Source organism: Algoriphagus marinus, assembly GCF_001936475.1.
In the GTDB taxonomy this organism is placed as follows: domain Bacteria; phylum Bacteroidota; class Bacteroidia; order Cytophagales; family Cyclobacteriaceae; genus Algoriphagus; species Algoriphagus marinus.
On sequence record NZ_MSPQ01000012.1, the window covers coordinates 119,109 to 144,540 of the forward strand.

Annotated in this window: 22 protein-coding genes and 1 pseudogene; 6 read left to right on the forward strand and 17 right to left on the reverse strand. The window is 40.1% G+C overall.

The genetic code is table 11. The features are described 5' to 3' along the window. Window positions 1-40 precede the first annotated feature (40 nt). Both BVC88_RS17300 and BVC88_RS17305 read right to left on the reverse strand, forming a co-directional pair. A complete protein-coding gene (locus BVC88_RS17300; RefSeq protein ID WP_075351975.1) occupies window positions 41-1,633 on the reverse strand; it encodes a sulfatase in 1,593 nt (530 codons plus the stop codon). Window positions 1,634-1,692: 59 nt separating this feature from the next. After that, window positions 1,693-2,538: a metallophosphoesterase family protein gene (locus BVC88_RS17305; protein ID WP_075351976.1), complete on the reverse strand. Its 846-nt coding sequence runs from the start codon at window positions 2,536-2,538 to the stop codon at window positions 1,693-1,695. A 226-nt stretch (window positions 2,539-2,764) separates the two neighbouring features. On the opposite strand from BVC88_RS17305, the gene BVC88_RS17310 reads away from it, so the two are divergent. The 3 genes from BVC88_RS17310 to BVC88_RS17320 all read left to right on the forward strand — a co-directional run bounded on the left by BVC88_RS17310 (window position 2,765) and on the right by BVC88_RS17320 (window position 7,453). After that, window positions 2,765-3,811, forward strand: coding sequence for a zinc-binding metallopeptidase family protein (locus BVC88_RS17310; RefSeq protein WP_075351977.1), 1,047 nt, complete (start codon window positions 2,765-2,767; stop codon window positions 3,809-3,811). Window positions 3,812-4,313: 502 nt separating this feature from the next. Then, complete coding sequence (ppsA, locus tag BVC88_RS17315) at window positions 4,314-6,683, forward strand: phosphoenolpyruvate synthase (RefSeq protein WP_075351978.1); 2,370 nt, start codon at window positions 4,314-4,316, stop codon at window positions 6,681-6,683. An 11-nt stretch (window positions 6,684-6,694) separates the two neighbouring features. After that, window positions 6,695-7,453 (forward strand): glucose 1-dehydrogenase, encoded by a 759-nt coding sequence (locus BVC88_RS17320; RefSeq protein ID WP_075351979.1) that lies wholly within the window; start codon window positions 6,695-6,697, stop codon window positions 7,451-7,453. 31 nt (window positions 7,454-7,484) lie between these two features. Here BVC88_RS17320 and BVC88_RS17325 read toward each other — a convergent pair whose 3' ends face one another. The 15 genes and pseudogenes from BVC88_RS17325 to BVC88_RS17385 form a co-directional block, all read right to left on the reverse strand. Further along, a complete protein-coding gene (locus tag BVC88_RS17325; protein WP_075351980.1) occupies window positions 7,485-8,912 on the reverse strand; it encodes a DUF1593 domain-containing protein in 1,428 nt (475 codons plus the stop codon). A 269-nt stretch (window positions 8,913-9,181) separates the two neighbouring features. Continuing rightward, the gene (locus tag BVC88_RS17330) at window positions 9,182-9,643 is read right to left on the reverse strand and encodes an META domain-containing protein (RefSeq protein WP_075351981.1); all 462 of its coding nucleotides are present in this window, start codon (window positions 9,641-9,643) and stop codon (window positions 9,182-9,184) included. Window positions 9,644-9,762: 119 nt separating this feature from the next. After that, window positions 9,763-10,152, reverse strand: coding sequence for a DinB family protein (locus tag BVC88_RS17335; protein WP_245803670.1), 390 nt, complete (start codon window positions 10,150-10,152; stop codon window positions 9,763-9,765). A gap of 135 nt (window positions 10,153-10,287) precedes the next feature. Continuing rightward, a complete protein-coding gene (locus tag BVC88_RS17340; protein WP_075351983.1) occupies window positions 10,288-11,430 on the reverse strand; it encodes a sterol desaturase family protein in 1,143 nt (380 codons plus the stop codon). A gap of 238 nt (window positions 11,431-11,668) precedes the next feature. Next, on the reverse strand, window positions 11,669-12,220 hold the full coding sequence (locus tag BVC88_RS21705) for an acyltransferase (RefSeq protein ID WP_075351984.1): 552 nt from the start codon (window positions 12,218-12,220) through the stop codon (window positions 11,669-11,671). A 76-nt stretch (window positions 12,221-12,296) separates the two neighbouring features. Next, a complete protein-coding gene (locus tag BVC88_RS17350) occupies window positions 12,297-12,506 on the reverse strand; it encodes a hypothetical protein (protein ID WP_075351985.1) in 210 nt (69 codons plus the stop codon). Next, window positions 12,499-13,557 (reverse strand): flavin monoamine oxidase family protein, encoded by a 1,059-nt coding sequence (locus tag BVC88_RS17355; RefSeq protein ID WP_075351986.1) that lies wholly within the window; start codon window positions 13,555-13,557, stop codon window positions 12,499-12,501. Before BVC88_RS17355 ends, BVC88_RS17350 begins: the two co-directional genes overlap by 8 nt. A gap of 221 nt (window positions 13,558-13,778) precedes the next feature. Then, entirely contained in the window at window positions 13,779-14,702 is a 924-nt protein-coding gene (locus BVC88_RS17360; protein ID WP_075351987.1) for a diacylglycerol/lipid kinase family protein, read from the reverse strand. 8 nt (window positions 14,703-14,710) lie between these two features. After that, window positions 14,711-14,908, reverse strand: a complete 198-nt coding sequence (locus BVC88_RS21390) for a hypothetical protein (protein WP_175574440.1) — start codon at window positions 14,906-14,908, stop codon at window positions 14,711-14,713. Between the two features lie 10 nt (window positions 14,909-14,918). Continuing rightward, window positions 14,919-15,179 carry a n-acetylglutamate synthase gene (locus BVC88_RS17365; protein WP_394332890.1) on the reverse strand — a complete coding sequence of 87 codons (261 nt, stop codon included), beginning with the start codon at window positions 15,177-15,179 and terminating at the stop codon, window positions 14,919-14,921. A gap of 176 nt (window positions 15,180-15,355) precedes the next feature. Next, complete coding sequence (locus tag BVC88_RS17370; protein WP_075351988.1) at window positions 15,356-15,961, reverse strand: hypothetical protein; 606 nt, start codon at window positions 15,959-15,961, stop codon at window positions 15,356-15,358. 91 nt (window positions 15,962-16,052) lie between these two features. Next, a pseudogene (locus BVC88_RS21590) lies at window positions 16,053-16,592 on the reverse strand (tyrosine-type recombinase/integrase); the annotation flags it as partial. A 42-nt stretch (window positions 16,593-16,634) separates the two neighbouring features. Further along, on the reverse strand, window positions 16,635-17,186 hold the full coding sequence (locus BVC88_RS21595) for a site-specific integrase (protein ID WP_245803672.1): 552 nt from the start codon (window positions 17,184-17,186) through the stop codon (window positions 16,635-16,637). Window positions 17,187-17,384: 198 nt separating this feature from the next. After that, window positions 17,385-21,068 (reverse strand): phosphoribosylformylglycinamidine synthase, encoded by a 3,684-nt coding sequence (gene purL, locus BVC88_RS17380; protein ID WP_075351989.1) that lies wholly within the window; start codon window positions 21,066-21,068, stop codon window positions 17,385-17,387. Between the two features lie 174 nt (window positions 21,069-21,242). Further along, window positions 21,243-22,040, reverse strand: coding sequence for an alpha/beta fold hydrolase (locus BVC88_RS17385; protein ID WP_075351990.1), 798 nt, complete (start codon window positions 22,038-22,040; stop codon window positions 21,243-21,245). A 231-nt stretch (window positions 22,041-22,271) separates the two neighbouring features. On the opposite strand from BVC88_RS17385, the gene BVC88_RS17390 reads away from it, so the two are divergent. From BVC88_RS17390 to BVC88_RS17400, 3 genes are read left to right on the forward strand one after another with little or no spacing between them, the layout of a single operon-like run. Beyond that, window positions 22,272-22,874, forward strand: a complete 603-nt coding sequence (locus tag BVC88_RS17390) for a TetR/AcrR family transcriptional regulator (RefSeq protein ID WP_075351991.1) — start codon at window positions 22,272-22,274, stop codon at window positions 22,872-22,874. A gap of 1 nt (window position 22,875) precedes the next feature. Then, window positions 22,876-24,243 (forward strand): TolC family protein, encoded by a 1,368-nt coding sequence (locus BVC88_RS17395; protein WP_075351992.1) that lies wholly within the window; start codon window positions 22,876-22,878, stop codon window positions 24,241-24,243. Between the two features lie 55 nt (window positions 24,244-24,298). Beyond that, the gene (locus BVC88_RS17400; RefSeq protein ID WP_075352015.1) at window positions 24,299-25,432 is read left to right on the forward strand and encodes an efflux RND transporter periplasmic adaptor subunit; all 1,134 of its coding nucleotides are present in this window, start codon (window positions 24,299-24,301) and stop codon (window positions 25,430-25,432) included.

Genomic DNA, 25,432 nt, shown 5'->3' on the forward strand with positions numbered 1-25,432 from the left:
TTAAAACTCAGTAGTTTTTGATGAAAGGACGATAGTTTTCTCAATCTATCGTTTTACTTCCCCACCAATCCACATTAGGTTTGAAATCTCGGGAGAGCATTTTTCTACGCTCATCTTCCAGCCGATTCAAAAGCGAAGTGCGGTAGCGAAGGTTAACCAAAGCAGCTGAATCAGCGGAATAGATCGGATCCGGACTGGCATAATTAGCCTCACTTTTTTGAAGCCATGACATCAGTTCTTGCGAAAGCTCAGAAACCTTACCTGGATTTTGGACAGACAAGTCATTGAGTTCCCCGATATCTTCAGACAAATGATAAAGCTCCTGATGCCCATCTTCCCAATAATGAATCAATTTCCAATCTCCTTTTCGAATCGCTGCGTTGGGTTCGCCACCTTGATTTCCATAGTGTGGATAGTGCCAAAATAGTGATCGCTCCTCCAGATTTCCGCCTTCAAGGATGGTTCTCAGACTTTTTCCATCGATTGATTCTGCTGAAACTTTCGCTCCGGCATAATCCAAGAGCGTCGGCAAAAAGTCCACTCCTGAAACAGGACTGTCATTTTTCTTGCCCTTGCTGTCCAACCAAGGCACATAAATCAAATAAGGAACTCGTGTTCCGCCTTCCCACTGATAGCCTTTGCCCCCTCGGAGAGGATCCAGATTGGTGGAATAATTATCGCCGGAAACGACTCCGCCATTATCCGAAGTGAATACGATAATGGTATTTTCCATCAAACCCAATTCCTCCAATTTTGAAATCACTGATCCTACCGCTTCGTCCATTTGTTCGATTAGTCCTGCATAAACTGGATTGTCTTGATGCTTTCTGTCTGGAAGCACACGTTCCATTTCAAAGCCGATAGAGTCAATTCCTTTTGCTTCAGCTTTTGTCTGATACTTTGCCCAACGCTCTTCAGTAGTTTGAATGGGTCCATGCACCGCATAAAAGCTTAAATAAGCCAGAAACTTTTGATCCTTGTTTTGCTCGATAAAGGCATTTGTTTCTCGGGCGAGACGCATCTGAAGATTTGTTCCTTTTTCTTCAGGAAAATCCTCGAGATAAGGATTTGAAAATGGAGAGAAATAACGTCCTCCTGCTGGACTACCGACATGAAACCCTCCTTTATTGATTTCAAAACCGTGATCTGTTGGGAGGGAATTATTCTCTTCTCCACCCAAATGCCATTTTCCTACGAAAAAGGTCTTATACCCAACAGCTTGTAAAGCTTCTGGGATGGTGTTCAATTCTTGAGGCAAAGCATGCTCGTAAGATGCAGGAAGCAACTTGGAATGGCGATTGTATTTTCGCCAATCTTCGCCCTCAGGTGCACCGATCCAATCTGTAATGCCATGACTAGCTACAAATTTCCCGGTTAAAATGCTGGCTCGCGAAGGACTGCAAACTGCACTTGCTGCATAGCCATTGGTAAAGATCATTCCCTTAGCGGCAAGTCTATCGAGATTGGGAGTTTCGTAAAAATCCGAACCCATAAAACCCACATCTGAGTAACCCAGATCATCTACTAGAATGAAGAGAATATTGGGCTGTTTATTTTCTTCCTCAGGCTTTGTAGAACAATTTGACAGCAGGAAAACTAAAAGTGCAATGGAAAGGAGTTTAGATGAATTCATAGTCTTAATTGGGTTTTTAGCGGATTTTTCCAAGAAAAAAACAGCAATTACTTGTAAGATTAGATGGAGTGCGCATTCAAAATCTGCCCATCAGACACACGCTTTAATGCAGTAGTTACTTTGCCGGATTCATCCACTTGGCAAACTCTATAGCTTGGAAAGGGATTGCCCCAGTTTCCTCCAAAGTGACCAGACCAGAAATAAGGTTTTTTCTGATCCCACATCAATCCATCCACATCGTGATCATGCCCATGAAAAATTGCTTTGACATTCGGATAGCTCGCAATTAGATCCAAAACTTCCAGGCAATCTACGCCATGTCTTGTCCAATCATTTTGGGAGATATGAATAAAAATAAACACCTGCTCTAGCTTGCTGCTTTCTTCCAAACCCAGTCTCAAAAATTCCAGATCCACACAGCGATAATCTCCCGCTTCATTGGACGAGTTGAGAATCAAGATGCCTTGTTTTGAATTGAAAGGGAAAAAGTAGTCTGCCGGTTGTCCCCAGATTTCTTGCCATCTGGATTCCGAAACTCGATCATGATTTCCCTTTACCACATAGTAAGGCAGGGTTAGTTGATCATAAACCTTCTTGACTTCCGGCATGAGCATGGGGTCATCATGGATCAAATCACCATTAAAGACGACAAAGTCCACATCAGATTCACGGCCAATCGCAGTGATTAGATTCTGATGAGAAGTCTCAAAATCGGTGTTTGGCTGACCATAATGACCATCGGACGCGGTGATGAATTTGAAAACTGGCTGAACTTCCTGAAAATCTGAAATAAGTTTCGAAGATTTTTCTTTTTCAGAAAATGTGGCTGCTATACCTGTTAGACTAAAACCAGAAAGGACTCCGGTGAGTGTTGTGAGGCTTTTCAAAAAAGGTCTTCTATTCATAATTACTTTGGGTTGTTTATGCAGCCTAGAAGTTCGGGAAATTGAATTGTTTCACAAAAGTAATTTTGAGGAATCCCTATTTCATCAAATTGCATACAACTCTTGTATGAACCTCATTAATCCAGAATTCTTACTTTTTGTAGTTCGATTTTCAAAAGCGAATACAAAATCAAAATAGATTTGGAACTATAATTCCACCATCTTTGGTCTCCATTCAAGCGATTTTATGAAGATTTTCCAATGCGGATACTGCCATCATCCTTTATTTTTTGAAAGCTATTCCTGCGGAAATTGTGGACACAAATCTGGTTACCGCGATTCAGATCGACAGATGCTTACTTTTGATGCAGATTCAGATCGATTGATTTCGGACCGAGAACAGCTTGAATATAAGTTTTGTAGAAATCATCAGCATGATGTCTGCAATTGGTTGATCCCGATCGAATCCTCCTCCAACTTTTGCACCGCCTGCCAGCTCAATCGTACGATCCCTAATCTTTCAGATGAGCAGAATTTCCCAAAATGGAAAAACCTTGAAGTTGCGAAGCACCGATTAATTTATCAATTGCAAAAGATCGGTTTACCCTTGCCCAGCAAATTGAAAGATGCTAACGGACTTTGTTTTGATTTTGTGTCTCGCCAAGCCAATTCCCAATTGATGACCGGACATGCCAATGGCGTGATTACTATTCTTCTACGTGAGGCAGACTCTGTCCTTCGAGAGCAGATGCGGATGCAGCTTTTGGAGCCCTATCGAACCTTGATTGGTCACTTAAGACATGAAGTGGGACATTATTTTTGGGATCGATTGGTCTACACGGATCCGGAAGTTTTGGCAGAATTTAGAGCGATTTTCGGGGATGAGAGAGCCTCTTATGGAGAATCGCTGAAATCCTATTACAAAAATGGAGCTCCAGATAATTGGCAGGATTCTTTTATCAGTAAGTATGCTACTGCGCATGCTTGGGAAGATTGGGCTGAGACTTGGGCGCATTACCTTCATATTATGGATATGGTGGAGACCGCACACTTTTTCGGGGTGAAGGTTGACCCTTCGGAGACTTTGAAAGGAATGGAAGCAAATGTGAGTTTTGATCCTTATTCAGAGTCTGATTTTCAGACGATTGTAGAAACTTGTGTTCCGCTTTCTTTTGCCGTCAATAGCATCAATCGAGCTATGGGTGTTCCGGATGTTTATCCATTTGTCATTAGCCAAGGAGTGGTGGAAAAGATGAAATTTATTCATCGCCTTTTGGCTAAACTAAAAAGGTGAAATCAGTTTTTATGTTTTTGACCTGAAAAATTGATTCTCACCAAAATTGAAGTTATCGGTCTCCATATTTTTTCCGATCAGTTCTTTTTCCTTCAAAGTTTTCGGAGACTTTAGCGGTTTCTAAGTCCATTTCTCATCTATTATCGGGGTGTTCTAGGACATTCCAACTCTTTTCCTTTTTCATCGGTCTATAATTGTTTTTTTAATGGTCATATAGCCTGTACCGAGAATCGGGAGAATGCCCTGATCCCGATATTTATCGGGACATTCCCCTGTGAGTCGACCGCTCGATATGGGCATTTCATTTTTGAAAATGAAAACTTCTGATCAAATAAGTAAAACTAGGCTGAGTTTATAGTTCTGATTCCATGCTTAGGATAGCGATCTAAGGAGGATAAAATGATTATTATCATCATTTTACCTCAAATGAATCATGCTTAAAGCAAGGTCTATTGGCTAAATTGGGCTATTCTCAAAACTTAGACTAATCTCAAAAAACTGTATGGATAATTTGGTGATTTCATTTGGAAAAATCGGAATAGAGGATGTCCCAAAAGTTGGCGGAAAGAATGCCTCTTTGGGAGAAATGTATCAAAAACTAACTCCCTTGGGTATTCGGATCCCCAATGGATTTGCAGTTACCTCAACGGGTTTTAGGCTATTTATTGAAGAAAACAATCTTAAGCAAGCGATCCAAGATCAATTAGCAAAGCTGGAACTCAAGACTTTTTCGAATCTTCGGGAAGTATCGGATGGAATTAAATCTCTTATTCTTAAAGGAGAAATCCCGGAAAAACTGACCAAGGAAATCATTCAATCCTATAATTCTCTGGGTGGAGCAAATCGTCCGGATCCTGATGTGGCAGTAAGAAGCAGCGCAACTGCAGAAGACCTTCCCGGGGCGAGTTTTGCTGGATTACATGAGTCATTTTTAAATATTAATGGCGAAAAAGCTTTGTTAAAAGCTGTTCGTTCTTGTTTTGCCTCCATGTACAATGGTAGGGCGATAAAGTACCGCCATGATAAAGGATTTGACAAACATGAAATAGCTCTTTCTGTAGGGGTGCAGCTAATGGTAAGGGCAGACAAAGCAAGCAGCGGGGTGTGTTTTTCCATCGATCCTGAATCCGGTTTTACTAATTCCGTGCTGGTAACAGGTTGCTGGGGGCTTGGAGAGAATATTGTTCAGGGAGCAGTTATACCGGATGAGTATTTGGTGTTTAAGCCAAGTCTTGAAAAAGGGAAAAAAGCGGTTATTTCTAAAAAGGCAGGATCGAAGACGAAAACAATGGTGTATTCGGATTCCGGTGGTGTGGTCAATTTGGATACTCCTCTAGACAAACAAAGAGCGCTCACGCTAAGCGATAATGAAGTGGAAACTTTGGGGAAATGGTCTGTTGAAATTGAGAAGCATTACAAACTTCCCATGGACATCGAATGGGCAAAGGATGGAATTACCGAAGAACTTTTTATCGTGCAGGCCAGACCGGAAACGATACATGCGGATAAAGATCCATATCTGCTAAAAGAATTTGACTTGGTGGGAAAAGGTAAACTACTCAGTACAGGTTATGCCATCGGAGCTGGAATTACCTCCGGAAAAGTAAAAATCATTATGTCTCCCACCGAAGCTGATCTATTGGAAGAGGGGGATATCCTGGTCACAGAGGTAACTAATCCGGATTGGGATCCTGTTATGAAAAAGGCCGGAGCGATCATTACCACAAAAGGTGGCCGAACCAGTCATGCTGCTATAGTAGCTCGAGAAGTAGGAGCTTTGGCGATTGTAGGTGCAGAGGGAGCTTTGGAAACTCTCAAGAATGGAGATGTAGTTACCATTGATAATTCTTCCGGGAAAATGGGAAAAGTGTATGAAGGAAAGTTGGAATGGACCACTACCGAACATGATTTTCATGGTTTAGAACTTCCAAAGACTAAGCCCATGTTTATTCTGGCAGATCCGGATAAAGCATTTAACCTTTCTTTTTTTCCAAATCAAGGTGTAGGGTTGATGCGGATGGAGTTTGTAGTGAATAGTAGTATTCGTATTCATCCTATGGCTTTGGTGCATTTTGACCAGCTCGAGAATCAGGAGGAGAAAGCACAGATCGAAGACTTGTGCAAGGGATATTCAGAAAAGAAAGAATACTTTGTGGACAAGCTTTCTCAGGCTATTGCAACTATATCAGCAGCTTTTTATCCTAAGGATGTGATCCTCAGAATGAGTGATTTCAAATCAAATGAATACGCCAATTTGCTGGGTGGTCATCAATTTGAAATGGATGAAGAAAATCCCATGCTGGGATTTCGAGGTGCTTCCCGCTACTACCATGAGCGCTACAAGGAAGGATTTGCCTTAGAATGCCAAGCCGTAAAAAGAGTACGTGATGACATGGGGTTGGAAAATCTAAAAATTATGATTCCTTTTTGCCGAACTCCTGAGGAGGGGAAAAAGGTAATTGAGATTCTCAAAGAGCAGGGGATTAAGCAAGGCGAAAATGGATTAGAAATCTATGTGATGGCAGAAATCCCTTCCAATGTGATTTTGGCAAAGGAATTTGCGGAGATTTTTGATGGGTTTTCCATTGGGTCCAATGATCTGACACAGCTTACGCTCGGTGTAGACCGGGATTCGGAAGTATTAAGTGAGCTTTTTGATGAGAGCAATCCGGCAGTCAAATGGATGATTTCGGAAGTGATCCGTGCAGCAAAAGCAAATGGAAAGAAAATAGGACTGTGTGGGCAAGCGCCTAGTGATGATCCTTCCTTCGCGAAATTTCTGATAGCTCAGGGGATTGACAGTATTTCCTTTAATGCGGATGCTTTGCTTAAAGGAATTGAAAATATGATTGAAGCCGAAACCAAAAAATAAACCTCAGGACAATGAAAAAGCTGGAAAATAAAACTGCAATAGTAACGGGAGCAGCATCAGGAATGGGAAGAGCCATCGCTAGACTTTTCGCTTTAAATGGAGCAAAAGTGGTAGCAGTGGATCTCAACCCAGATGATGCCATGGGCGTGGCTGAAATGATCAGAATGGAAGGTGGACATGCTATAGGATTGAAATGTGATGTTTCCGATGAAGCACAGGTAAAAAAAATGATTCATGCAGCCATTTTGGAATTTGGTTCCATAGATGTCCTGGTCAATAATGCCGGAATCATGGACAATTTCACTCCTTTGGATAAAGTTACTGATGAGCTTTGGACCAAAGTGATGGGGGTAAATATCAACGGACCTTTTTATACTTCTAGAGAAGCTATTGCTCAGATGTTAAAGCAAGGGAAAGGAGTGATGATCCATGTTTCTTCAGTAGGAGGAACCCATGGTGGAAGAGCTGGATTAGCCTATACCACTTCCAAGCATGCTTTGGTAGGGATGAGTGGAAATATTGGATTCATGTATGCTAAAAAGGGAATTCGAAGCAATGTTATTGCCCCTGGCGGAGTCAATACCAATATCATGAAAAATGCGGTGCCTGATGAAGAAGGAGCGGCGCTTTGTAGCTCAGGTGCTGGATCCATGCCGCGTATGGGAGAATCTGATGAGATTGCAAAAGTTGCCCTGTTTCTGGCCACCGATGATTCTTCTTTTGTAAATGGGGAAGTGCTGACTGCTGACGGAGGTTGGACGGCCTACTAATGTGAAATAGAGCGCATTTAGTTTTTCTTCTTTATTTCGGAGTGATAGTCACGATTACTCGTTTATACCGTGACAATTGAGGTTCTCCTCTGTCTGTCACTTTCAAGATGAAATGAGCAGTTTCTTCTTTTGTTACCTCAGGAGCTGTATAATAGACTACATGCACATTTTCAGCACCATTTACTGGGATCAACTTTTTATAGCTCCCTGCTTCGGGATAATTAAACCATAAAAAGCTAAAGCTATCTCCATCGGGATCGGTAGTTTCAAAAGCATCCAAGGTGAAATTTGATCCTGATTTCACAGTTAGGTGATCGGGATGACTTAATACTGGGACAGGAGGGTGATTCGCTTCTTTGAAGGACATCAATCCCCAGTCCATTCTAGCGGCGAAATCATTTTGGAAATCATCTCTCCAGCGCCAAAGGGTAACCTTATCATTGTTAAAAGAAATGCTGTCTTTTTTCACTGATCTGCCAAATTCATTCGGAATGTAGGGGGTATAATTATCACTACTATTTGTCCAAATAGATCTTGTCTCTGGGGCTATAGGCACGATTGAATTTCCTTTTTTAGTGTTAGAAAAGTCGGGCTTTGATAATTCATAGCGGCCACCCCAGCCACCCCATTCAGGGTGTTCGGCCATATTTAGTCCATTTTGAATTAGGGATAAAAATGCAGGAGTATCACCTTCCACTCCCCAGGCAACGTCCGGGTAAACTTCACCCAAAGGACCGTGATTCTGTTGGATGTTTTGGGCAATCCAAGAATTGCTAATGCTGGCATTATCAATTCCTTTCACATAACTATTGATTCCAGTCCAGGTAGCACTGCCATAATCATCCCCGGGACTAACGATATAGAACAAATCAGGGAAAGTGTTCCGAATCCAAATTCCACTATCATCTTGATCAGAAATGGTGTAGACTCTCAACTTGGAAATAAGTCTTGCGGATTCTTCTTTGCTTTTGGTTTTATCAATTTTGTATAACGCCTGAGCAAGTGTGTTGACGCCTCCCCAAGTAGAAATCCAAAGCGGTCGATTATCTTCTTTTTCAAGGCTTTTTATGATCCATTCCGAACCTTCAGAATCCATTCCCTCTCCAACTCCTTCCATTCCGTATGTAGGCAAGCCTCTTTTTATAAGAGTGGCAAGTGCTTTGGCTTCGGGAAATCCAGATTCGTGTTTTAATAAGTTTGGTTGGACTTCCCCATATGCGTTAATTACCTTTTCAATAGATTCAGGGTGAATACTCGATGTCATCCAGCAGGAAGTAGTAGCTATAATGCCTTCGATATCAATTTGATTTGAGTATAAAAGAAGCCGGACAAGTGACTGGGTATCATCTGGGTCAGCCTCAATATCAGTTAATATAATCACTCTGTTTTTTTGGTCATTTTGACCAAAAATGGAATTGGAAGTCAGTCCAAAAAGGATAAAAAGGATAAACATTCTCATAACAATAGTTTTAGGATGGGCTATGAAGGTAGTACCTAAGATGCAAAAAAAAATGGCAAATGTTCTTTGCCTTGGCCGCTCGATGAAAGCGGTCTGTCATATTGTGGATGATTAATTCTAGGTTAATAATGACCTAGAATTGAATCCCAAAACAAGTTTATTGGTTTGGGATAACAGGGAAAATACTTTCCGGCAGGATAATTACATCCCTATTCACTCTGAAAGAATATTTTTGAAGTTGCTTCTTTAGATTGGAAGACTCTTAGTGATTAATTTTTTTCAAATGTCAAGAGATCAGTGCCTCCATTTCCTCCACTAACATCAATTAGTTCTATTTTCTTGGAAGAATGAGAAACAATATCCCAATCATCATTTATTTCCTCAAAGTCATTGGTTAGATTAAAGAAGATGTTAAAGTCTAAATCATCCTTACTGTCATCATTACTGTTGGAACCAGTGATGCTCCATGTTCCATTATAGTTATTTGTGCCATTAGTAGCATTTAATACACCACTACTGTTAAACCTGAAATTGTAGCCGGTGAAATGATTTGTTTCGTCAGTTCCTGAGTCAATAAACTTTGTGATGCGCCAATTTCCATTTTGAACAGAAACTTCAACTTGCTGCTTTATGGTGTTTGTTGGATCGTCATCTTCTTTAGTGCAAGAGACTACTGCAAAAAGCCCTGCTAAACAGGCGAAAATTAGAATTCGAATTTTTCGTGTATCCATGATTTTGGTATTTATGGATAGTAACGTTTTCAATGGATTTTAATTCAGGAATCTGGGCTTAAAATTGGATCAAATGCCATTCCCTTAATCGGATTAGAGGTTTTATTTATATATGTCAATTATCTTCTGTAAAAAATATAGTCTGAAACAAAGGATTCGAGTCCGTTCTCTTTGAACTCAGTTACGAGTTGAGCTCGATGATAAGTGGAGTGATTCACCACATGAAATAAGATGTCTCTGACGCTACTATCATAGTTTTGACCTTGGCTGTTTGTGTAGTTGATTATTCTTTCGAAGTCAAAATTGTCTATTATGGATATGGAGTTTTCAAAATTCGCTTGATTGATGGATTTAAAATTTTGAATGGAATGAATGTCCCAAACTCCGAAAGGTATATCCCTTGGGTCTATCCGAGTGTTCCAAATCTGATGTGCATTGAGGATATGGCTAAAAAGCTTTAGGGAATTATCGGAAATCAGTTCAGGTTTTTCGATAAGTAGGTCCGCCATTTTTTGGTTATAATGATGGCTGTATTCAAATAACTCTTTAAAAAATGGGATCATTATTTCTCTTTTGGTCTGTAGTAAATCTTTGTCAACAATTTAGCTTAAAAATTCACATTGGGAACTTAGTGTCGCCATCAATTAGCGTTCGCTAGGATCTTCAATACTGTTGTTTTTAGTGGGGTCTTTGAAAAAGGGAAATATAAATTGACGTGAAAATCCTTTTGGGAATTTCACATCCCCAAGTCCAGTGCTTTTTGGCCAGCTTTTTCCAATCGGATAATAGGTGCCAAATAACATATCAATAAAAGGGAAATGGATGGCGAAATTCTTATTGTATGCTTTTGGGTCATCCGCATGATGCCAATGGTGGTATTGTGGTGTGACGAATACATAGCGAAGGAAACCGAAATTAATCCGGGTATTGGCATGTGCAAGAACTGCCTGAATGGAAACGATAACGATATATGCTATAAAAACAGATTGACTAAATCCAAGCACATAAATCGGTAAAAATGAAAATGCTCGAACCAAAATTAAATCAACAAAATGGATTCTGGATCCAGCTAGCCAGTCGATGTCTTTTATAGAATGATGGACCGAATGAAAGCGCCATAAAAAAGGGGTTTTATGAAAAAAGTAATGTGAAATCCACTGAAATAAATCTGATACTACCAATGCAAGAAATAATTGTGGGACAAACCAAATTCCTTGAATCCATTCTTGTAATCCTGTCAAACCGACATTTGAAAATAATCTTACTGCCGGCAGTTGGACGAGGACTCCGATCACTTGAATCAGTAAATGGCTTATTATAAAATAAACTAAATCAGTTCTCCATTCTTCATGAAATTTTGTTTGCTCTAACCTTTTTGGCAAAAACAATTCCATAGGGATGAATATGAGTGCAGAAATCAATAAATCAAGAATAAGCCAGTCCATTCCAATCGTGAATGATTTGGAATCTATTTCCTGAATTTGGTATTCCGGAAGTCCATTTTTTAAAAATATTGAAGCAGCGATAAGTAAGGTTGCAAAAAAGCCATGCTTAGTTTTTTTGCTTAAAACAAAACTGGATAACGCAAAGCAGAATGATAGGGTAAGGACAATTAAAAAAGCCCATTTTACATAGTCTGGTTGATATAATTCCCGAAAGTCGCTGGTGGTTAAGTATTCAGGAAAATAGGCGCAAACTGTCCCCCCAAAACAAAGAATTGCTAAAAAAATAGACAAATACCCACTGATGATTCCTTCTCCGATTTTGAGGCGCTTGTTTTCAGTCATTAGGTTTTTCCTTTTGAAGGATTTTCAGGTTAAAAATTTAATTGATTCAACTTCCTTTTTCTAGAGTTAAATCCTCTTTCCGTTTTTATGATCAAATCAGTCGCTTCCTTGCATTTAATCCGCTATTTTAATCGGGTTAACCATCGGGATCATATGCTTTCGAAATTCAACTTTCTTATTTATTGAGATTTAAACCTTATTCAGGAATTCAATTATATATTCTGGATTAAAGTCTTAATCAATCCTTTAATTCCTTTATGATTTTCGCTGGATTTCCCCCGACAATGACGTTATCAGGAACGTCTTTTGTAACGACGGAATGAGCTGCAACTATCGAATTGTTGCCAATTTTCACTCCTTTGAGAATCAAGGAATTCATTCCTACCCAAACATTGTTTCCAATATTTATTGGGATTCTAACAGCGGGTTTTCTACGTTCTAAAATGTCAATTGATACTCTATGGGAATCATTGTCTACTATTTTAGTTCCAGGTCCAAACATACAATAGTCTCCAATTTTCACGCTTATATTACAATGGATCATTGTCCCATTTAGATTGCAATTATTACCAATAATAATTTCCGAATCCTTAAAATAAGTGTTTAAACCTGTGATATATAAATCACCATCGGGGTATGAATTAAGGGATACATTATCTCCTAAGACTATTTTTCCTGTATTTGATATTACAACTCTGTTACCTCGGAGTGATTTGCCATAACTAACTCCTTGATTTATAACTTTCAGGTATAAAAATATCAAGTGCCATCCTTTTAATAACTTATTCATAATATGTATATGGTTAATTTAATCTTAGCTAATTGAATGTTAGTGAATAGTTTAGCTTTAAATTAATTGTTTTTTGCTATTTATGATCTATGGTTTTTTTCAATTCATCCTTCATAGAATTCAGAACACTTTCGGTTTCCTCGATCAATTCAAATTCCATTTTTATTACCTCTTTTCGTCCTTCTTTATAGGCTCTTGTCCATGAATTATAGTAATGGTCTGCAAAAAGCTTCTCATTTAACGTTTCATAACTGGCCAATGTGTTTGAGTACTGATAGCTATTCAATGGATTTCAAATTCAACGCAATTATTTTTTTAGCCACTAAATCTGCAGAACACACTGCCCCATCCATATATCCTGGGGATTCAGAAGCTGACTCTGAACTGGAAAGTACTAATTTATCCTCAAAGAATGATTGTCTAAAAAATTGATTCCCATTGTTTTGATGGGGGTAGTGGGGAATATCAGATGCTTCAAAAGTGAGTTCTTCCATGCTCCAAACACATTCTTGGTAATCCATAAAATCTTCTGCTTTTGGCCCAAAAACGCTTTTTATCTGTGCAATAACCAAAGCGCGTCGTTCGGCATCACCAAGTTGCTTATAGGATGAGTTGATGAATCCACAAAGCGCAAACTTGGTTCTTTCAGAATTACAGTGGTCGTAAAATTCGGTAATCGGCCCTGCATTGCTGAATAAGGTTCCTGTCTGGCCTTCAACTTGCCAAAAAGCCTCTTTGTAGGTCAATGCAATTTTAATGGAGTCTTCCATCCAAGTATGTGTTTGTTCAGCTATTTGTATCAAATCGGCTGGGAGATTGGGCTCGAATAGGATTCTTTTTGCCCATAATTTCGGAGGAATGGCTAATACCACTTGGCTTCCTTCAAAAATTTGATCTGCGATTACCTGAACTGAATCACTCAGGAATTTAATTTCTGTGACGCTTTGATTGAGGATGATATCATTCTTATCTAGTTTCTGACACAAAGTATTGATAAGGTTCGAGGAACCGCCGTAAATCCGATAACTCGGTGCTTGACTTGGGATTTGTACCAATTCTGTTGGCGAAGTAGGGGAGGCCTGATAATAGACAGTACGATCCATGTACTGTTCAAAATATTCGATCCCTAATTCTTCCAATAAGGCCTTGAGGTGCCTATGTTGATTGCCAAACCAAGTTGCTCCCATTTCCATGGGTGTTTCATTGGTGCCAAATACCGTATGGATTCTTCCTCCAATCCGATCTCTTGCCTCCAGAATTTTAAATGGTATTCCTACTTTTTTCAGTCGGTAAGCTGTCAGTAAACCGGATAAACCTGCTCCAATAATGATGATCATGTCGTGAAAATAGTATAATGCGTTTAAAAAAGCTCTTTTCTGTAGCCATGACCAGAACTTGTGTCATGGTTTTTCAGTAATTCACAACCATATTATTTTTAAGTTTTTATATCATTAATCGAAGGGCTCATTACTCTGTCAACTTCTGGATTCTTTCAAGCAAAGAAATAAACTGGCATTTCTGAGTTTGGTGGAAATAAAGTAATCTGTGAGGCAATTATCTATTTGGTCTCGGGAAGCATTAAAAAACTGATCGCTTTTGGTAGTACACTCAAAGTAGCTGGGGCTAGGCCAAGGTATTCTCCATCAGCTTCAATCCCGCAGGAGTCTGAGCTTTCAATCACTAATCCCTTTGAGCTGTGATAGCTCACTTCCGAATGCTTGATTTTTACACCTGTTTTCAATTTGACTATGTTTTTTAAGTAGTCCCAAATGCTCAAATCTGCAAAGATCGCCACCTGAAACTGTCCATCGCTGAGTTTTGCGTCAGGAGTGGCGCAGATTCCGTTGCCGAAGTATCGTCCCTTAGCTATTGTCAGTTGAAGCAGTTTTCCCTTCCATTGCCAGTGACTGCTGGTGCAGCTCACTTCCTTTTTAGTGTAGGCAAAAAAGCCTTTTAGGATATACCGAAAGTAATTTAAGCTTGGGCTCAATTTACTAGTTGATTTTTCTAGTTTTTGAATGACTAAGGCGCCCAACCCCGCTCCAGCGACATTGATGAAGAAGTAGGTTTTTTGGCTTTGAGGAAATACTATTTTCCCAAGGTCTATCTGCTGGGTGGTTTGAGTTTGAATTAATCCAATCAGTTCTTCCATGGATTTGGAAATGTCTGCCGTCCTGGCAAAATCATTTGCCGAACCATAAGGAAGTAGTCCGATGTGTGGGTAATTATTGGCCTGAAGACTACTTTGCATGACACCATTGATGACCTCATGCAAAGTACCGTCACCCCCAACCGCAATTAAATACTTACAGCCTTCTTCAGTCACTTGTTTTGCTATTTCTACAGCATGTTTTTTCCATAAGGTGGAAACAAACTTTACATCGCTCAGATTTCGTTCTTGACAGTATTTTTCAAGCTTTGGGAGCTCCTTAGCCAATCGCTCATTTTTGTTGTTGACCACAAACACAATGTTCATCAGCATAAGATATGCTAATCTAATACCTTAGACAATTCTAAATTTTGGGAGCGATGCTTTCTGAAGGCTATCCTATTATTATTGAGGGCAGGAAAATGAAGGAAATGTTGATCTCCCATTTGCCGGGTTTTATTCCTCTTCAATGATGGATTGTCCTTTTGATCGATCACCTGAAGTCCATTCCCAACTTTCATGAAGCCGAATTTTACCATTTTCAAGGAGCTAGGGTTTGGATTGACACCGTCCTGTCACTAACTCCCCTTGCTCATTTACTTGATGATAGCGCATGTCAATAGTTCCATTTTCATCAACCAAACCGATTAAATGGCCGCTTACTATTTTCCCGCCCGAATACTCAGAAGTCAAAATATTCCCGCTTTGCTTGTAAATGAAAATCGTTTCATTGGACGTTTCACCATTTGCTGTATTGGAGATCGGTCTAAATTTTTTGTTATCGTAGTCGATCATTGGAATACTACTCAAGAGAATTCAGATTATTGCTTTTTTCTTTTTTGCTGGGGATTTATAACGGTTTGGGTATGCAACGTTTGGCTTTTCGAGGCGAATATCTGTCGCCCGTTGCGAAAAACGAAATGCGAGCTAAAACTGAACGCAAACCACTGAATGCCAAATGTTGCATACCCGATGTTGGCCACTGGCTATTTCGTCGGTATTTTATTCAATGCTGTCAAAATTTTGTTCAATTGCGTTCTTCTAGTATCAATGTAATCTTCTCGGTACTCGTCAACTATGTGTGTCGAAAGTTGTCGTTTTACTGCTTTTTCAGCTAGTTCCAAAGACTCCTTTTCAACTTTTCCATTATGGAACAATTGGGTGAAAACTATCGAAATAATTATGTTGTCAATACTAATAACATCGTAGATTGGAGTTTCATCTAATAGTTTTTCAACGTCTTTGTTTTGAGTAGTTTCAAAGTCAAAAGTTGGGAATTGAGATTCTTCCAAATGTTCCTTTAGGAAATCCATTCCAGTTCCAGTCGGATTGCTATTAAGCCATTCCGAGTAAATGTAAAAGCAGTCTGAACCTGCATCACTTCCAAAAGGTCCAGTTTCTTCTATTGGACTCCAAAAAAAGTCTTCATTCATTATTTCCTTTGCAGTTTCATGAGCAAATTCTGGTTCAGGATCTATGTATTCGTAGTCGTCGTTCACCGTCGTAGTATTTTTATTCTCGGTTGATTTTAGATTATTTCCGCAACTATTGAAAATTATCAAACTAGTTACGATTATCAGTAGTTGTTTCATGGGTTTCAAGCTTGTGGCCAACTTATTTATTGTTACTATTTTATTGTGACTATGCGCCAATTTTGGTTAGCTAGTCACAGGTTTTATCATTCTATAGATCATCGTATGGTGATCGGATTAATTGAAGCTTCTTTTCACTGACATGTGTATAGATTTCGGTTGTCTTACTTGAATTACGCCCTAATAATTCTTGAATATATCTCAAGTCGGTTCCACTTTCCAATAAATGCGTTGCATAACTGTGTCTCAACCAGTGAAGGGTGACAGGTTTTTTTATATTTGCTTTCACTAATGCTTGTTTTAATACTTGTTGTAGACTAGTGCCTGAATAGTTCTCTCCTTGTTTGGCTCCCTCAAACAAATACTCCTTCGGCTTTTCGTACTGATAATATTCCCGAAGTAAGCTCACTAGCTTCTCACTGATCGGCACCATCCGGTCTTTCTTTCCTTTTCCCTGATTTACGCGAAGCATTCCTCGGGTGGAATCGATGCCAGCACTGAGCGAAGTCGAAGTGTCCTGTGGCTTCAAATTCTGCAGTTCTGATCTCCTCAGCCCACACGCATAGATAAGCGAAAGCATTGCTCTATGTTTGATGTTTTGATGTGCACCCAGGATTGCTTTCACTTCTTTTTTGCTAAGTACATGGGGTAATAGTCTTGGGCTTTTAGGACGTTATATTGCCACAGGTTCCAGTTTCCGCTTTAATCTGTTCGAAAAATAAAGCTTCACGGCATTGATCACCAAGGATTGAGATGAAGCAGAATAATTTCTACTAATGATATAATCTTTATGGAAGGATTCCAAATCAGTGTTGGTGATTTCTTCCGGATTTTTTTTGCCGGTAAATCGTAAAAACAAACTTAGGCTCTGCACATAATTTTTGATAGTCGATTCCGAATAGCGTCGATTGCGCATCCAGTCCTGAAATTTTTCGATTTCCAATTGCGTAGCAGGATCAATTACAGGAAGTGAAGCAGGTGCCGGCTCGGGCATTTTTACCTTTTTGAATTCGGAATAGTCCAGCCAGGCTTTCCCTTGAAAAACAGACAAGATTTGAGAAACAACTTCATCGGAATAGGGGATAATCCAAGCTTTTTGCTGGATAGACCAAGCCCAGGAAGGAAGGGTCTTCACTAGATCAATGAGCTCCTGATCAAAAGGGAAAGACAAGAGCACCACTGGCCTCTTTTTGATTTCGCCGTTTCGGATAAAAATTGTTTTCATCTAGTTTTAAAAAAGAATCCTAAAATAAATAAAAAATAGTTCAAAAAAAATCCCTCAGATTGCTCCAAGGGATTTGTAAGTGTTCTAAGTTCTGAATAGTGAAACGTACCCGAAGCACTTGTAGTTACGGTATCTCTATTCTCTTAATCTCTAATCTCAAACTTATAATTACGAATGCTAAATGCCGAATATCGAAGTTTAAGAAGCATGAGCCTCAACCCATTGCCTAGCGTTCACAAAAGCTTCCATCCATGGCGTAAAATCGTCGTTTCGATCCATCGGATAATACGCCCAGTTCCAAGGTTTCAAGCTTCGCTCGATATGCGGCATGATCGCTAGATGACGTCCATCGGCTGAAGCGATACCTGCTGTAGCATGATCGGAACCGTTTGGATTGCCAGGATAGGTTTCATAGCTGTATTTCATCGCAAAGTTGTATTCGCTTGCCGCTTGAGGTAGGGAGAATTTCCCTTCACCATGCGCTAGCCAAACCCCTAGGCGCTGCCCGCTCAGTGAACCCAGCATCACAGAGTTGTTTTCCGGGATGGTTACATTCACAAATCCAGACTCAAACTTATGACTTTCATTGTGGAGCATTTTAGGTTTTTCGGCATGATCCGGAGTCACCAAGCCCAGCTCGATCATCAGTTGACAACCGTTACAAACTCCCAAGCTCAAGGTGTCAGGTCTTGCATAGAAGTTGTCCAGTGCTTGCTTAGCTTTTGGATTGTAGAGGAATGCTCCAGCCCAGCCTTTGGCAGAACCTAATACATCCGAGTTGGAGAAGCCACCTACGAAGACAATCATCTGCACGTCTTCCAAGTTTTCTCGACCAGCGATAAGGTCAGTCATGTGCACATCTTTCACCTCAAATCCAGCCAACCAAAGGGAATAAGCCATCTCACGATCGCCATTTACACCCTTTTCACGGATAATCGCTGCTTTCGCTTTTCCTTTTTCTTTACGGAAAGGATCAAGTCCAGCCACTTCAAAACTTCCCTTCCATCCTTCCGCAAAAGAATAGGAGAGTGGCTGGTTTTTATAATTATCAAATCGGGCTTTTGCTAGTCTTTCACCACTTTGCTTGCGGTCAAGCAGGTAGGAAGATTGATACCAAACGTCTCGCATCTCTGCTACATTGAGACTTAGATTTTTTCCTTCGAAAGTCAATACACCGGAATTATTCACGGTGGCCAACTCCACATAATCTACATCTGCCTCGACTAGTAAACTTTCAACCGCATTGTCATCGGCCACTTGAATCAGGATTCCCGGATTTTCTGCGAAAAGCGCTTTAACTAAATCAGTTTCTTCCAATCGATCCAGTTTGACATCCAAACCGATCTGAGTAGAAGGGAAGCACATTTCCAATAATGCGGTGACCATGCCACCCGAAGAGATGTCGTGTCCGGCTAGTAGCCAAGTCTGATCGATCAGGTCTTGAACGGCCATAAAGGCTTTTGCGAAATGTGCTGAATCACTCACTGTTGGAGTTTCAGTACCCACTTTGTTCAAGGTCTGATAGAAGCTGGAACCGGCAAGCTTGAAACTGTCTTTGGAAAAATCTATGTATAGGATTCGGCTGCCAACGATTGGTTTTAATGCAGCTTTCACTGTCTTTTTCACATCGCTGCATTCACCCACGGTAGAGATGATTACTGTTCCAGGAGAGTAGACCACTTTGCCATCCGGATATTTCTGTGTCATGGAGAGTGAATCTTTTCCGGTTGGAATATTCACGCCTAATTCAATGGCGAATTGCGAAACCGCTTCCACAGCTCGATACAAGCGATCATTTTCACCTTCGTTTTTCGCTGGCCACATCCAGTTGGCCGAAAGGGAAATTCCCGCAAGACCATCCTGAATCGGTGAAAAAACCAAATTGGTCATCGCCTCAGCGATTGCCAATCGGCTTCCTGCTTCCGGATCTGCCAAAGCAGCAACAGGTGCATGACCGATGGAAGTGGCGATGCCTTTGTTTCCTGTGAAATCTAAAGCCATTACCGCCACATCATTGAGTGGCAATTGGATTTCGCCTACGGTTTGCTGAGTAGCTACCCGTCCTGTCACGGAGCGATCGACTTTATTGGTCAACCAGTCCTTGCAGGCCACTGCCTCCAACTGTAATACTTCACGGATATAGCCCAGAATCAATTCGGGATTATAGTTTGCCTCCGCAAAGTTTGAATGAGAAGTCTGATCTTCCAGTACTGTTTTTGGCGATGAGCTAAACATGTAGGATAGATTCCAATCGACCGCTTTTTCTCCGGTTTTTTGATTTTCAAATTTAAAATGCATGTCCCCGGTCGTCTCACCCACCACATAGAATGGCGCGCGCTCACGATCAGAGATTTGATGAAGCATCTCTACGTCTTTTTTACCAACAACCAATCCCATTCGTTCCTGAGATTCGTTTCCGACAATTTCTTTGGCAGATAAAGTAGGATCTCCCACAGGTAGTTGGTCGATATGAATCGTGCCGCCCGTGCTTTCCACTAGTTCAGAAAGACAATTCAAATGTCCGCCTGCGCCATGATCATGAATCGAGATGATTGGATTGTTTTCGCTTTCAGCCATGGCTCGGATCACATTGGAAACCCGCTTTTGCATTTCCGGATTCGAGCGCTGGATGGCATTGAGTTCGATAGCGTTGGAAAGTTCACCAGTATTTAAGGATGAAACAGCCGAACCACCCATTCCGATTCGGTAGTTGTCACCACCCATGATGACGATTTGATCTCCGGCTTTTGGTTCCTTTTTCTTGGTGTATTTGGCATTGGTAAAACCGACGCCTCCAGCTAGCATGATGACTTTGTCGAAGCCATATTGTTTGCCATTTTCCTCATGCTCAAAGGTCAAGACTGATCCGCAGATCAGTGGTTGACCGAATTTATTTCCAAAATCTGAAGCTCCATTGGAAGCTTTGATCAGGATGTCCATTGGAGTTTGATACAACCAAGGTCGAGGAGGAAGGTTGGATTCCCAGCTTCTGCCTTCAGCGGATCTTGCATAGGAAGTCATATAGACAGCCGTTCCAGCCAAAGGAATGGAGGCAGTTCCGCCAGCCATACGATCTCGGATTTCTCCACCACCACCAGTCGCAGCACCATTGAACGGTTCCACAGTGGTTGGGAAATTATGAGTTTCTGCTTTTAATGAAATGACGGTATCGATGTCTCGGGTTTCAAAAAAGTCAGCTTTATCTGCAGTTTTTGGAGCAAATTGTTGTGCTTTCGGTCCATCCACGAAAGCCACATTGTCCTTATAGGCCGAAGCGATTCGATTGGGATGCGCTTTGGAAGTTTCTTTGATGAGTTGGAAAAGTGTTTTTGGTTTTTCTTCCCCATCTATAATAAAGGTGCCATTGAAGATCTTGTGCCGGCAATGCTCTGAGTTGACCTGGGAGAATCCAAACACTTCAGAATCTGTCAAAGGTCGCTCAAGCTGTTTAGATACATTTTCCAAATAATCTACTTCTTCCTTACTTAGCGCTAGTCCCTCCGCTTTATTGTAAGCAGCAATGTCTGTGACCGGTTTGATAGGCTCTGGCTGTAGGTGAATATCGAAGATCTCCTGATCCAAACCTTCGTAACTTTTTTGTAGCATCGGATCAATCTGATCCCCATCTTTCATTGGGAAAAATTCCTCGATTCGCTGAATTCCAAAAATCCCCATGTTTTGGGTGATTTCCACGGCGTTAGTTGACCAAGGCGTGATCATTTCTTTTCTTGGGCCGGAAAACTTTCCTGAAACCATATTTCCTGAAAGAGGCTTTGCTTCTGCAAAGAGCCAAATCAGTTTTTGGATGTCTTCAGGTGCGAGCGGTTGAGGAGTTTGAACTGCGTAAACGAGTTGCTGAGGGGATTCAAAGAAGAAAATCATGTCCTTTGGATGGTAAGGTGCAAAGGTAAGGAATTGAGAATTTAGAAGGAAATGGAAATGATATTAGAAATTAGATGGAAATACAATTGAAATACATTTCGTTAAGCTCGATGAGATAATATTTCGCTGAAGGCTTATTTCAGCGAAGCTGTATCTCACCGCAGGTCTAATTCATCAAGTCTGTTTTAAAATATGCTTTACCGTTTCTTCTATCAATTTCCCATGGCCAACCGGTAATGTGATTAGTTCGAGGTGGGGGATTTTCGAACTGAAGCGTTTTAGGTTTTCGCCTGTGATCATTTTATCATATTCTCCTACATATAATTTAATTGGAGTTTTTCGGTTTCTGATCGCTGTGATAATGGTGCCTAGTTGTGGCTGGAACCCACCGAAAACTCGCCAAGTCAAATAAACCTGCGCACGCTTGGAACGGGTTTTCATCTCGTTTTTCACGAATTTGGTCAGGCTGCTTTCTGATAAGCCGACCTGTTCCATACCTTTGATGATGTTGAAAAAAAGTTTAGGTTTAAAAACTACTCGCTTAAATGATTGATGTAAAAAACCCGGGTAAGTACCGAGGCTATACCATAGTCCCGTTTTGATTCCATCTGGAGCTAATAATTTAAGACTCTTTACTTTTTCGGGAAAAAGCTCAAAGGTGATCAAAGAAAATTTTCCTCCCATACTATACCCGATCAAGTGGAACTCCGAGAATTCTTCTTTCCTCATCAGCTCAGAAATTATTTCCTTCCAAATGGACTTGCTTAAAGAGAGATTAGGATCTCTCCAAGCACTACGACCATGATAAAAGACATCAATAAAAATAAATCTCCTATGCTCGTTGAGTAAAGATTCAAACGGAAGCATATCCTCGTGACTTTGACCAAAGCCATGAAAAATTAAAAAAACATCATATCCATCTCCTTTACTGGTGTAAGCAAGTTTTCCCCATTTCGTTTTTATAAAAATCATCTGAAGTAATAAAATTTCATTTGGTAGTCAATAAAATGTCGAAATTAACTAAATATTTTTATTTCAAATACGGCATAATCTTTTGAATTTCGTGTGAAATGTCCAAAAAACGATCAGTTTCTAATATCAAATAAGCGCTAACTCAGAATAAAATTCTATAAAAAACTTCAGAAACTTTGAACCTTCTTAAAGTTTCCATAGTTTTGACCTCGAATTTAAGAGAAATTTGAGATGAGAGAAAGGATTTTAGAGTTGGCCGGAGAGCAATTTACCCGATTTGGTGTCAGGACTGTCACGATGGAGGATATTGCAAGGCTTGCCGGAATTTCCAAAAAAACGATTTACCAGGAATTTAAGGATAAGAAAGATTTGGTAAAGGAAGCTTTTAAGCTTATTCTGGAAAAAGATAAGGAGCATCTTCAGTTTATAGTTGATTCAGAGGATAGAGTGATTGAGCACTTGGTGAAATCCTCTCAAACTATGCGGGAGCGATTAGAGCATATGAATCCAATCGCAATTTTGGAAGTTCAGAAATATTTCCCCGAAGCTTGGGCGGAATTTGAATCCTTTAAAAATGACTTTGTATTAAAGGACTTGTTTAATGTAATAGAGCGAGGGAAGTCCTTGGGTTATTTTCGTCCTGAAATAGACTCGATGATTTTGGCTCAGCTTCGTGTAAACCAAGTTTCCTCAGTATTCGAATCGGGTATGCAAGGTCGTACCGGACTTGAAGTTTTAAATATGCAACTAGAATTAATGGATCATTTCCTACATGGGATTTTTACAGAAAAGGGAAGGTTAGCATACAATCAGAAAAAAGAAACCACCAACTAACATGAGTTTATTTAAAAATCTAATAGTAGCATTTCTATTAATTGCTACCATTATTCAACCAGTATCAGCACAAGAAGTGGTGCAGCTGAATCTTAAGCAAGCTTTAGAGTTTGCACTGGAAAATAATGTCGATGCGAAAAATGCCCGCTTGGAACTTCTTGTTGCCGAAACAACAGTAAAGGAGGAATTATCAAAAGGACTTCCACAGGTCAATGGATCATTCAATCTAAATTATAATCCTCAAATTCAAGTTGTCTTTCTTCCTAATGAACCACCTTTCGGTAATCCGGATATTGATTCGGATGTGATTCCGGCAAGATTTGGGGTGAGTTATCAGTCTGGGCTTGGTGTGACAGCCAGTCAAATGATTTTCGACGGTTCTTTCTTTGTAGGATTGAGGGCAGCTAAAACCCTTCGAGAGCTGACGGAATACGATCGAATCAAAACTGAAAATGACGTTCTTCTAACTGTTAAGAAGGCCTATTTTGGGGTTTTGGTCAATAAAGAACGGATTAAACTTGCTCAGGCAAACCTTTCCCGGATCGATTCACTTTTGCAGGAAACCAAAGCACTAAATGAAGCAGGTTTTACCGAAAAGATTGACGTCTCTCGAATTCAGGTTCAGCGGAATAATACCTACACCCAAGTAGAGCGAAGTCGTACTGCTTATGAAATCAGCAAGCAATTACTGAAAATTCAGATGGGAATTCCTAAAGAATATGACATCATGATTACCGAGACATTGGCAGAATTAAATCCTGAGGAACAACTTGCTCAACTGATGACCATGGAGGGAATGCCTCGTGTAGAGGTTAACCAACTGGAGAAAAACCTGGAATTGGTGGGATTGGATTTGAGAAATAATACCGTGCAATACATGCCAAAGATTACATTCAATGCTAACTACCAGCGCTCTGGTGCCGGAAATACCTTTGGACAGGTTTACGATTCTAAGAATTGGTTCACTAGCTCCTTATTAGGTGTGAATATGCAAATTCCGATTTTTGATGGGTTTCTAAAGAGTTCTCGAATCCAACGAAACAGAATCCAGCAGGATCAGTTGGAGAATCAACGATTGTTTTTGGATGATAATATCGCCTTGGAAATCTACCAAGCCAGAACTAGTCTAAAGAATGATTTGAATATTCTCGCGGTACAAAAAGAAAATATGGCTTTGGCTCAAGAAGTCTATGATATCTCCAAGATCAAATACAATGAAGGTGTAGGGTCAAACTTGGAAGTCGTTGAAGCCGATGCTGCTCTAATCGAATCAGAAATAAATTATCTATCGGCACTTTATGACGGGCTTATTGCAAAAGTCGATTTAGAAAAAGCCCTTGGGATATTAAAATTTGAAATTGAAAAATAAACCAACTATTCCTTGCGTAAAAAAGGAATTTTTCCAAAATATTATTTATAAATCTATGAAATCAATAGTTAGATTTTTGCCCTTATTAGCACTTTCCCTTTTGGCAGTTTCTTGTGCAAAAGATGAAAGTCTTGAAGCAAAGAAAGCAGAACTTCAGTCGCTCAAGCAGCAATTGAATGAGATTAATACTTCGATCAAAAGTTTGGAAACAGAGATTTCCACGATTGATCCTGAGTTTGCAAAGCAGAATAGAAAGTCAATTCTAATCACTACAGCGTCTGCCAGAAAAGGAAGGTTTGAGCATTATGTGGAGGTAACAGGTTCAGTTCTTTCTAAAAAGAATGTGAGTATCAGTGCTGAAACTATCGGAAGAATCCTCACAGTTCCTGCTGTAGAAGGAATGCGAGTTGAAAAAGGAACAGTTCTAGCAACTATAGACTCTGAGTCGATTCAGCGAAATATCGATGAGCTTCAAAACTCCCTGTCTTTAGCAAGGACTTTATTTGAAAAACAAGAGCGGCTTTGGAATCAGAAAATCGGTACTGAGGTGCAGTACCTAGAGGCAAAAAACAGAGTGGAAGGATTAGAGAGAAACCTTGCTTCTATAAAAACTCAATTGGATAAGGCCGTAATCCGAGCTCCTTTTTCAGGAACTGTTGAAACGGTAAATGTTCGACTGGGAGAATTAGTACAGCCCGGTGCCCAGATGTTTCAATTTGTAGGTGTTAGTGATTTATTTATTGAAGCGGATATTTCCGAGTCATATGTTGGAGTATTGGATAAGGGTGATTCTGTGGATGTTAGTTTTCCTTCAATTAATGAGGAACTGAAGACCAAAGTATCTTCAGTTGGTGCCATCATTAATCCAAACAACAGGACTTTCAAAGTGGAAGTATTTTTACCAAATATTTCAGGTGTAAAGCCAAATATGATCTCAGTATTAAAGATTCAGGATTATGAATCGAATAGTGCGGTGATTATACCTAGTCATTTGATATTGAGCGACAATAGAGGCGATTATGTGTTCTCAGTGGTGGACGGAATAGCGAAAAAGACCTATGTGAAAAGAGGAAAAACCTTCAATCAGGAAACTGAGATTCTCAGTGGTTTGGAAGGTACCGAAATTCTGGTAGACAAGGGCTTCAGAGAAGTTGGAGATAATTTTAGCGTGAACATAGCTCAACAGTAA

What these genes read in the sequence shown, in the direction of transcription:
- BVC88_RS17320 (WP_075351979.1), top strand. Translation starts at nt 6,695, where the DNA reads ATGAAAAAGCTGGAAAATAAAACTGCAATAGTAACGGGAGCAGCATCA.
- ppsA (WP_075351978.1), top strand. Translation starts at nt 4,314, where the DNA reads ATGGATAATTTGGTGATTTCATTTGGAAAAATCGGAATAGAGGATGTC.
- BVC88_RS17360 (WP_075351987.1), bottom strand. Translation starts at nt 14,702, where the DNA reads ATGCTGATGAACATTGTGTTTGTGGTCAACAACAAAAATGAGCGATTG.
- BVC88_RS17335 (WP_245803670.1), bottom strand. Translation starts at nt 10,152, where the DNA reads ATGGCGGACCTACTTATCGAAAAACCTGAACTGATTTCCGATAATTCC.
- purL (WP_075351989.1), bottom strand. Translation starts at nt 21,068, where the DNA reads ATGATTTTCTTCTTTGAATCCCCTCAGCAACTCGTTTACGCAGTTCAA.
- BVC88_RS17395 (WP_075351992.1), top strand. Translation starts at nt 22,876, where the DNA reads ATGAGTTTATTTAAAAATCTAATAGTAGCATTTCTATTAATTGCTACC.
- BVC88_RS17325 (WP_075351980.1), bottom strand. Translation starts at nt 8,912, where the DNA reads ATGAGAATGTTTATCCTTTTTATCCTTTTTGGACTGACTTCCAATTCC.
- BVC88_RS17355 (WP_075351986.1), bottom strand. Translation starts at nt 13,557, where the DNA reads ATGATCATCATTATTGGAGCAGGTTTATCCGGTTTACTGACAGCTTAC.
- BVC88_RS17305 (WP_075351976.1), bottom strand. Translation starts at nt 2,538, where the DNA reads ATGAATAGAAGACCTTTTTTGAAAAGCCTCACAACACTCACCGGAGTC.
- BVC88_RS21390 (WP_175574440.1), bottom strand. Translation starts at nt 14,908, where the DNA reads ATGGTAAAATTCGGCTTCATGAAAGTTGGGAATGGACTTCAGGTGATC.
- BVC88_RS17400 (WP_075352015.1), top strand. Translation starts at nt 24,299, where the DNA reads ATGAAATCAATAGTTAGATTTTTGCCCTTATTAGCACTTTCCCTTTTG.
- BVC88_RS17330 (WP_075351981.1), bottom strand. Translation starts at nt 9,643, where the DNA reads ATGGATACACGAAAAATTCGAATTCTAATTTTCGCCTGTTTAGCAGGG.
- BVC88_RS17370 (WP_075351988.1), bottom strand. Translation starts at nt 15,961, where the DNA reads ATGAAACAACTACTGATAATCGTAACTAGTTTGATAATTTTCAATAGT.
- BVC88_RS21705 (WP_075351984.1), bottom strand. Translation starts at nt 12,220, where the DNA reads ATGAATAAGTTATTAAAAGGATGGCACTTGATATTTTTATACCTGAAA.
- BVC88_RS17390 (WP_075351991.1), top strand. Translation starts at nt 22,272, where the DNA reads ATGAGAGAAAGGATTTTAGAGTTGGCCGGAGAGCAATTTACCCGATTT.
- BVC88_RS17310 (WP_075351977.1), top strand. Translation starts at nt 2,765, where the DNA reads ATGAAGATTTTCCAATGCGGATACTGCCATCATCCTTTATTTTTTGAA.
- BVC88_RS17300 (WP_075351975.1), bottom strand. Translation starts at nt 1,633, where the DNA reads ATGAATTCATCTAAACTCCTTTCCATTGCACTTTTAGTTTTCCTGCTG.
- BVC88_RS17385 (WP_075351990.1), bottom strand. Translation starts at nt 22,040, where the DNA reads ATGATTTTTATAAAAACGAAATGGGGAAAACTTGCTTACACCAGTAAA.
- BVC88_RS17340 (WP_075351983.1), bottom strand. Translation starts at nt 11,430, where the DNA reads ATGACTGAAAACAAGCGCCTCAAAATCGGAGAAGGAATCATCAGTGGG.
- BVC88_RS21595 (WP_245803672.1), bottom strand. Translation starts at nt 17,186, where the DNA reads ATGAAAACAATTTTTATCCGAAACGGCGAAATCAAAAAGAGGCCAGTG.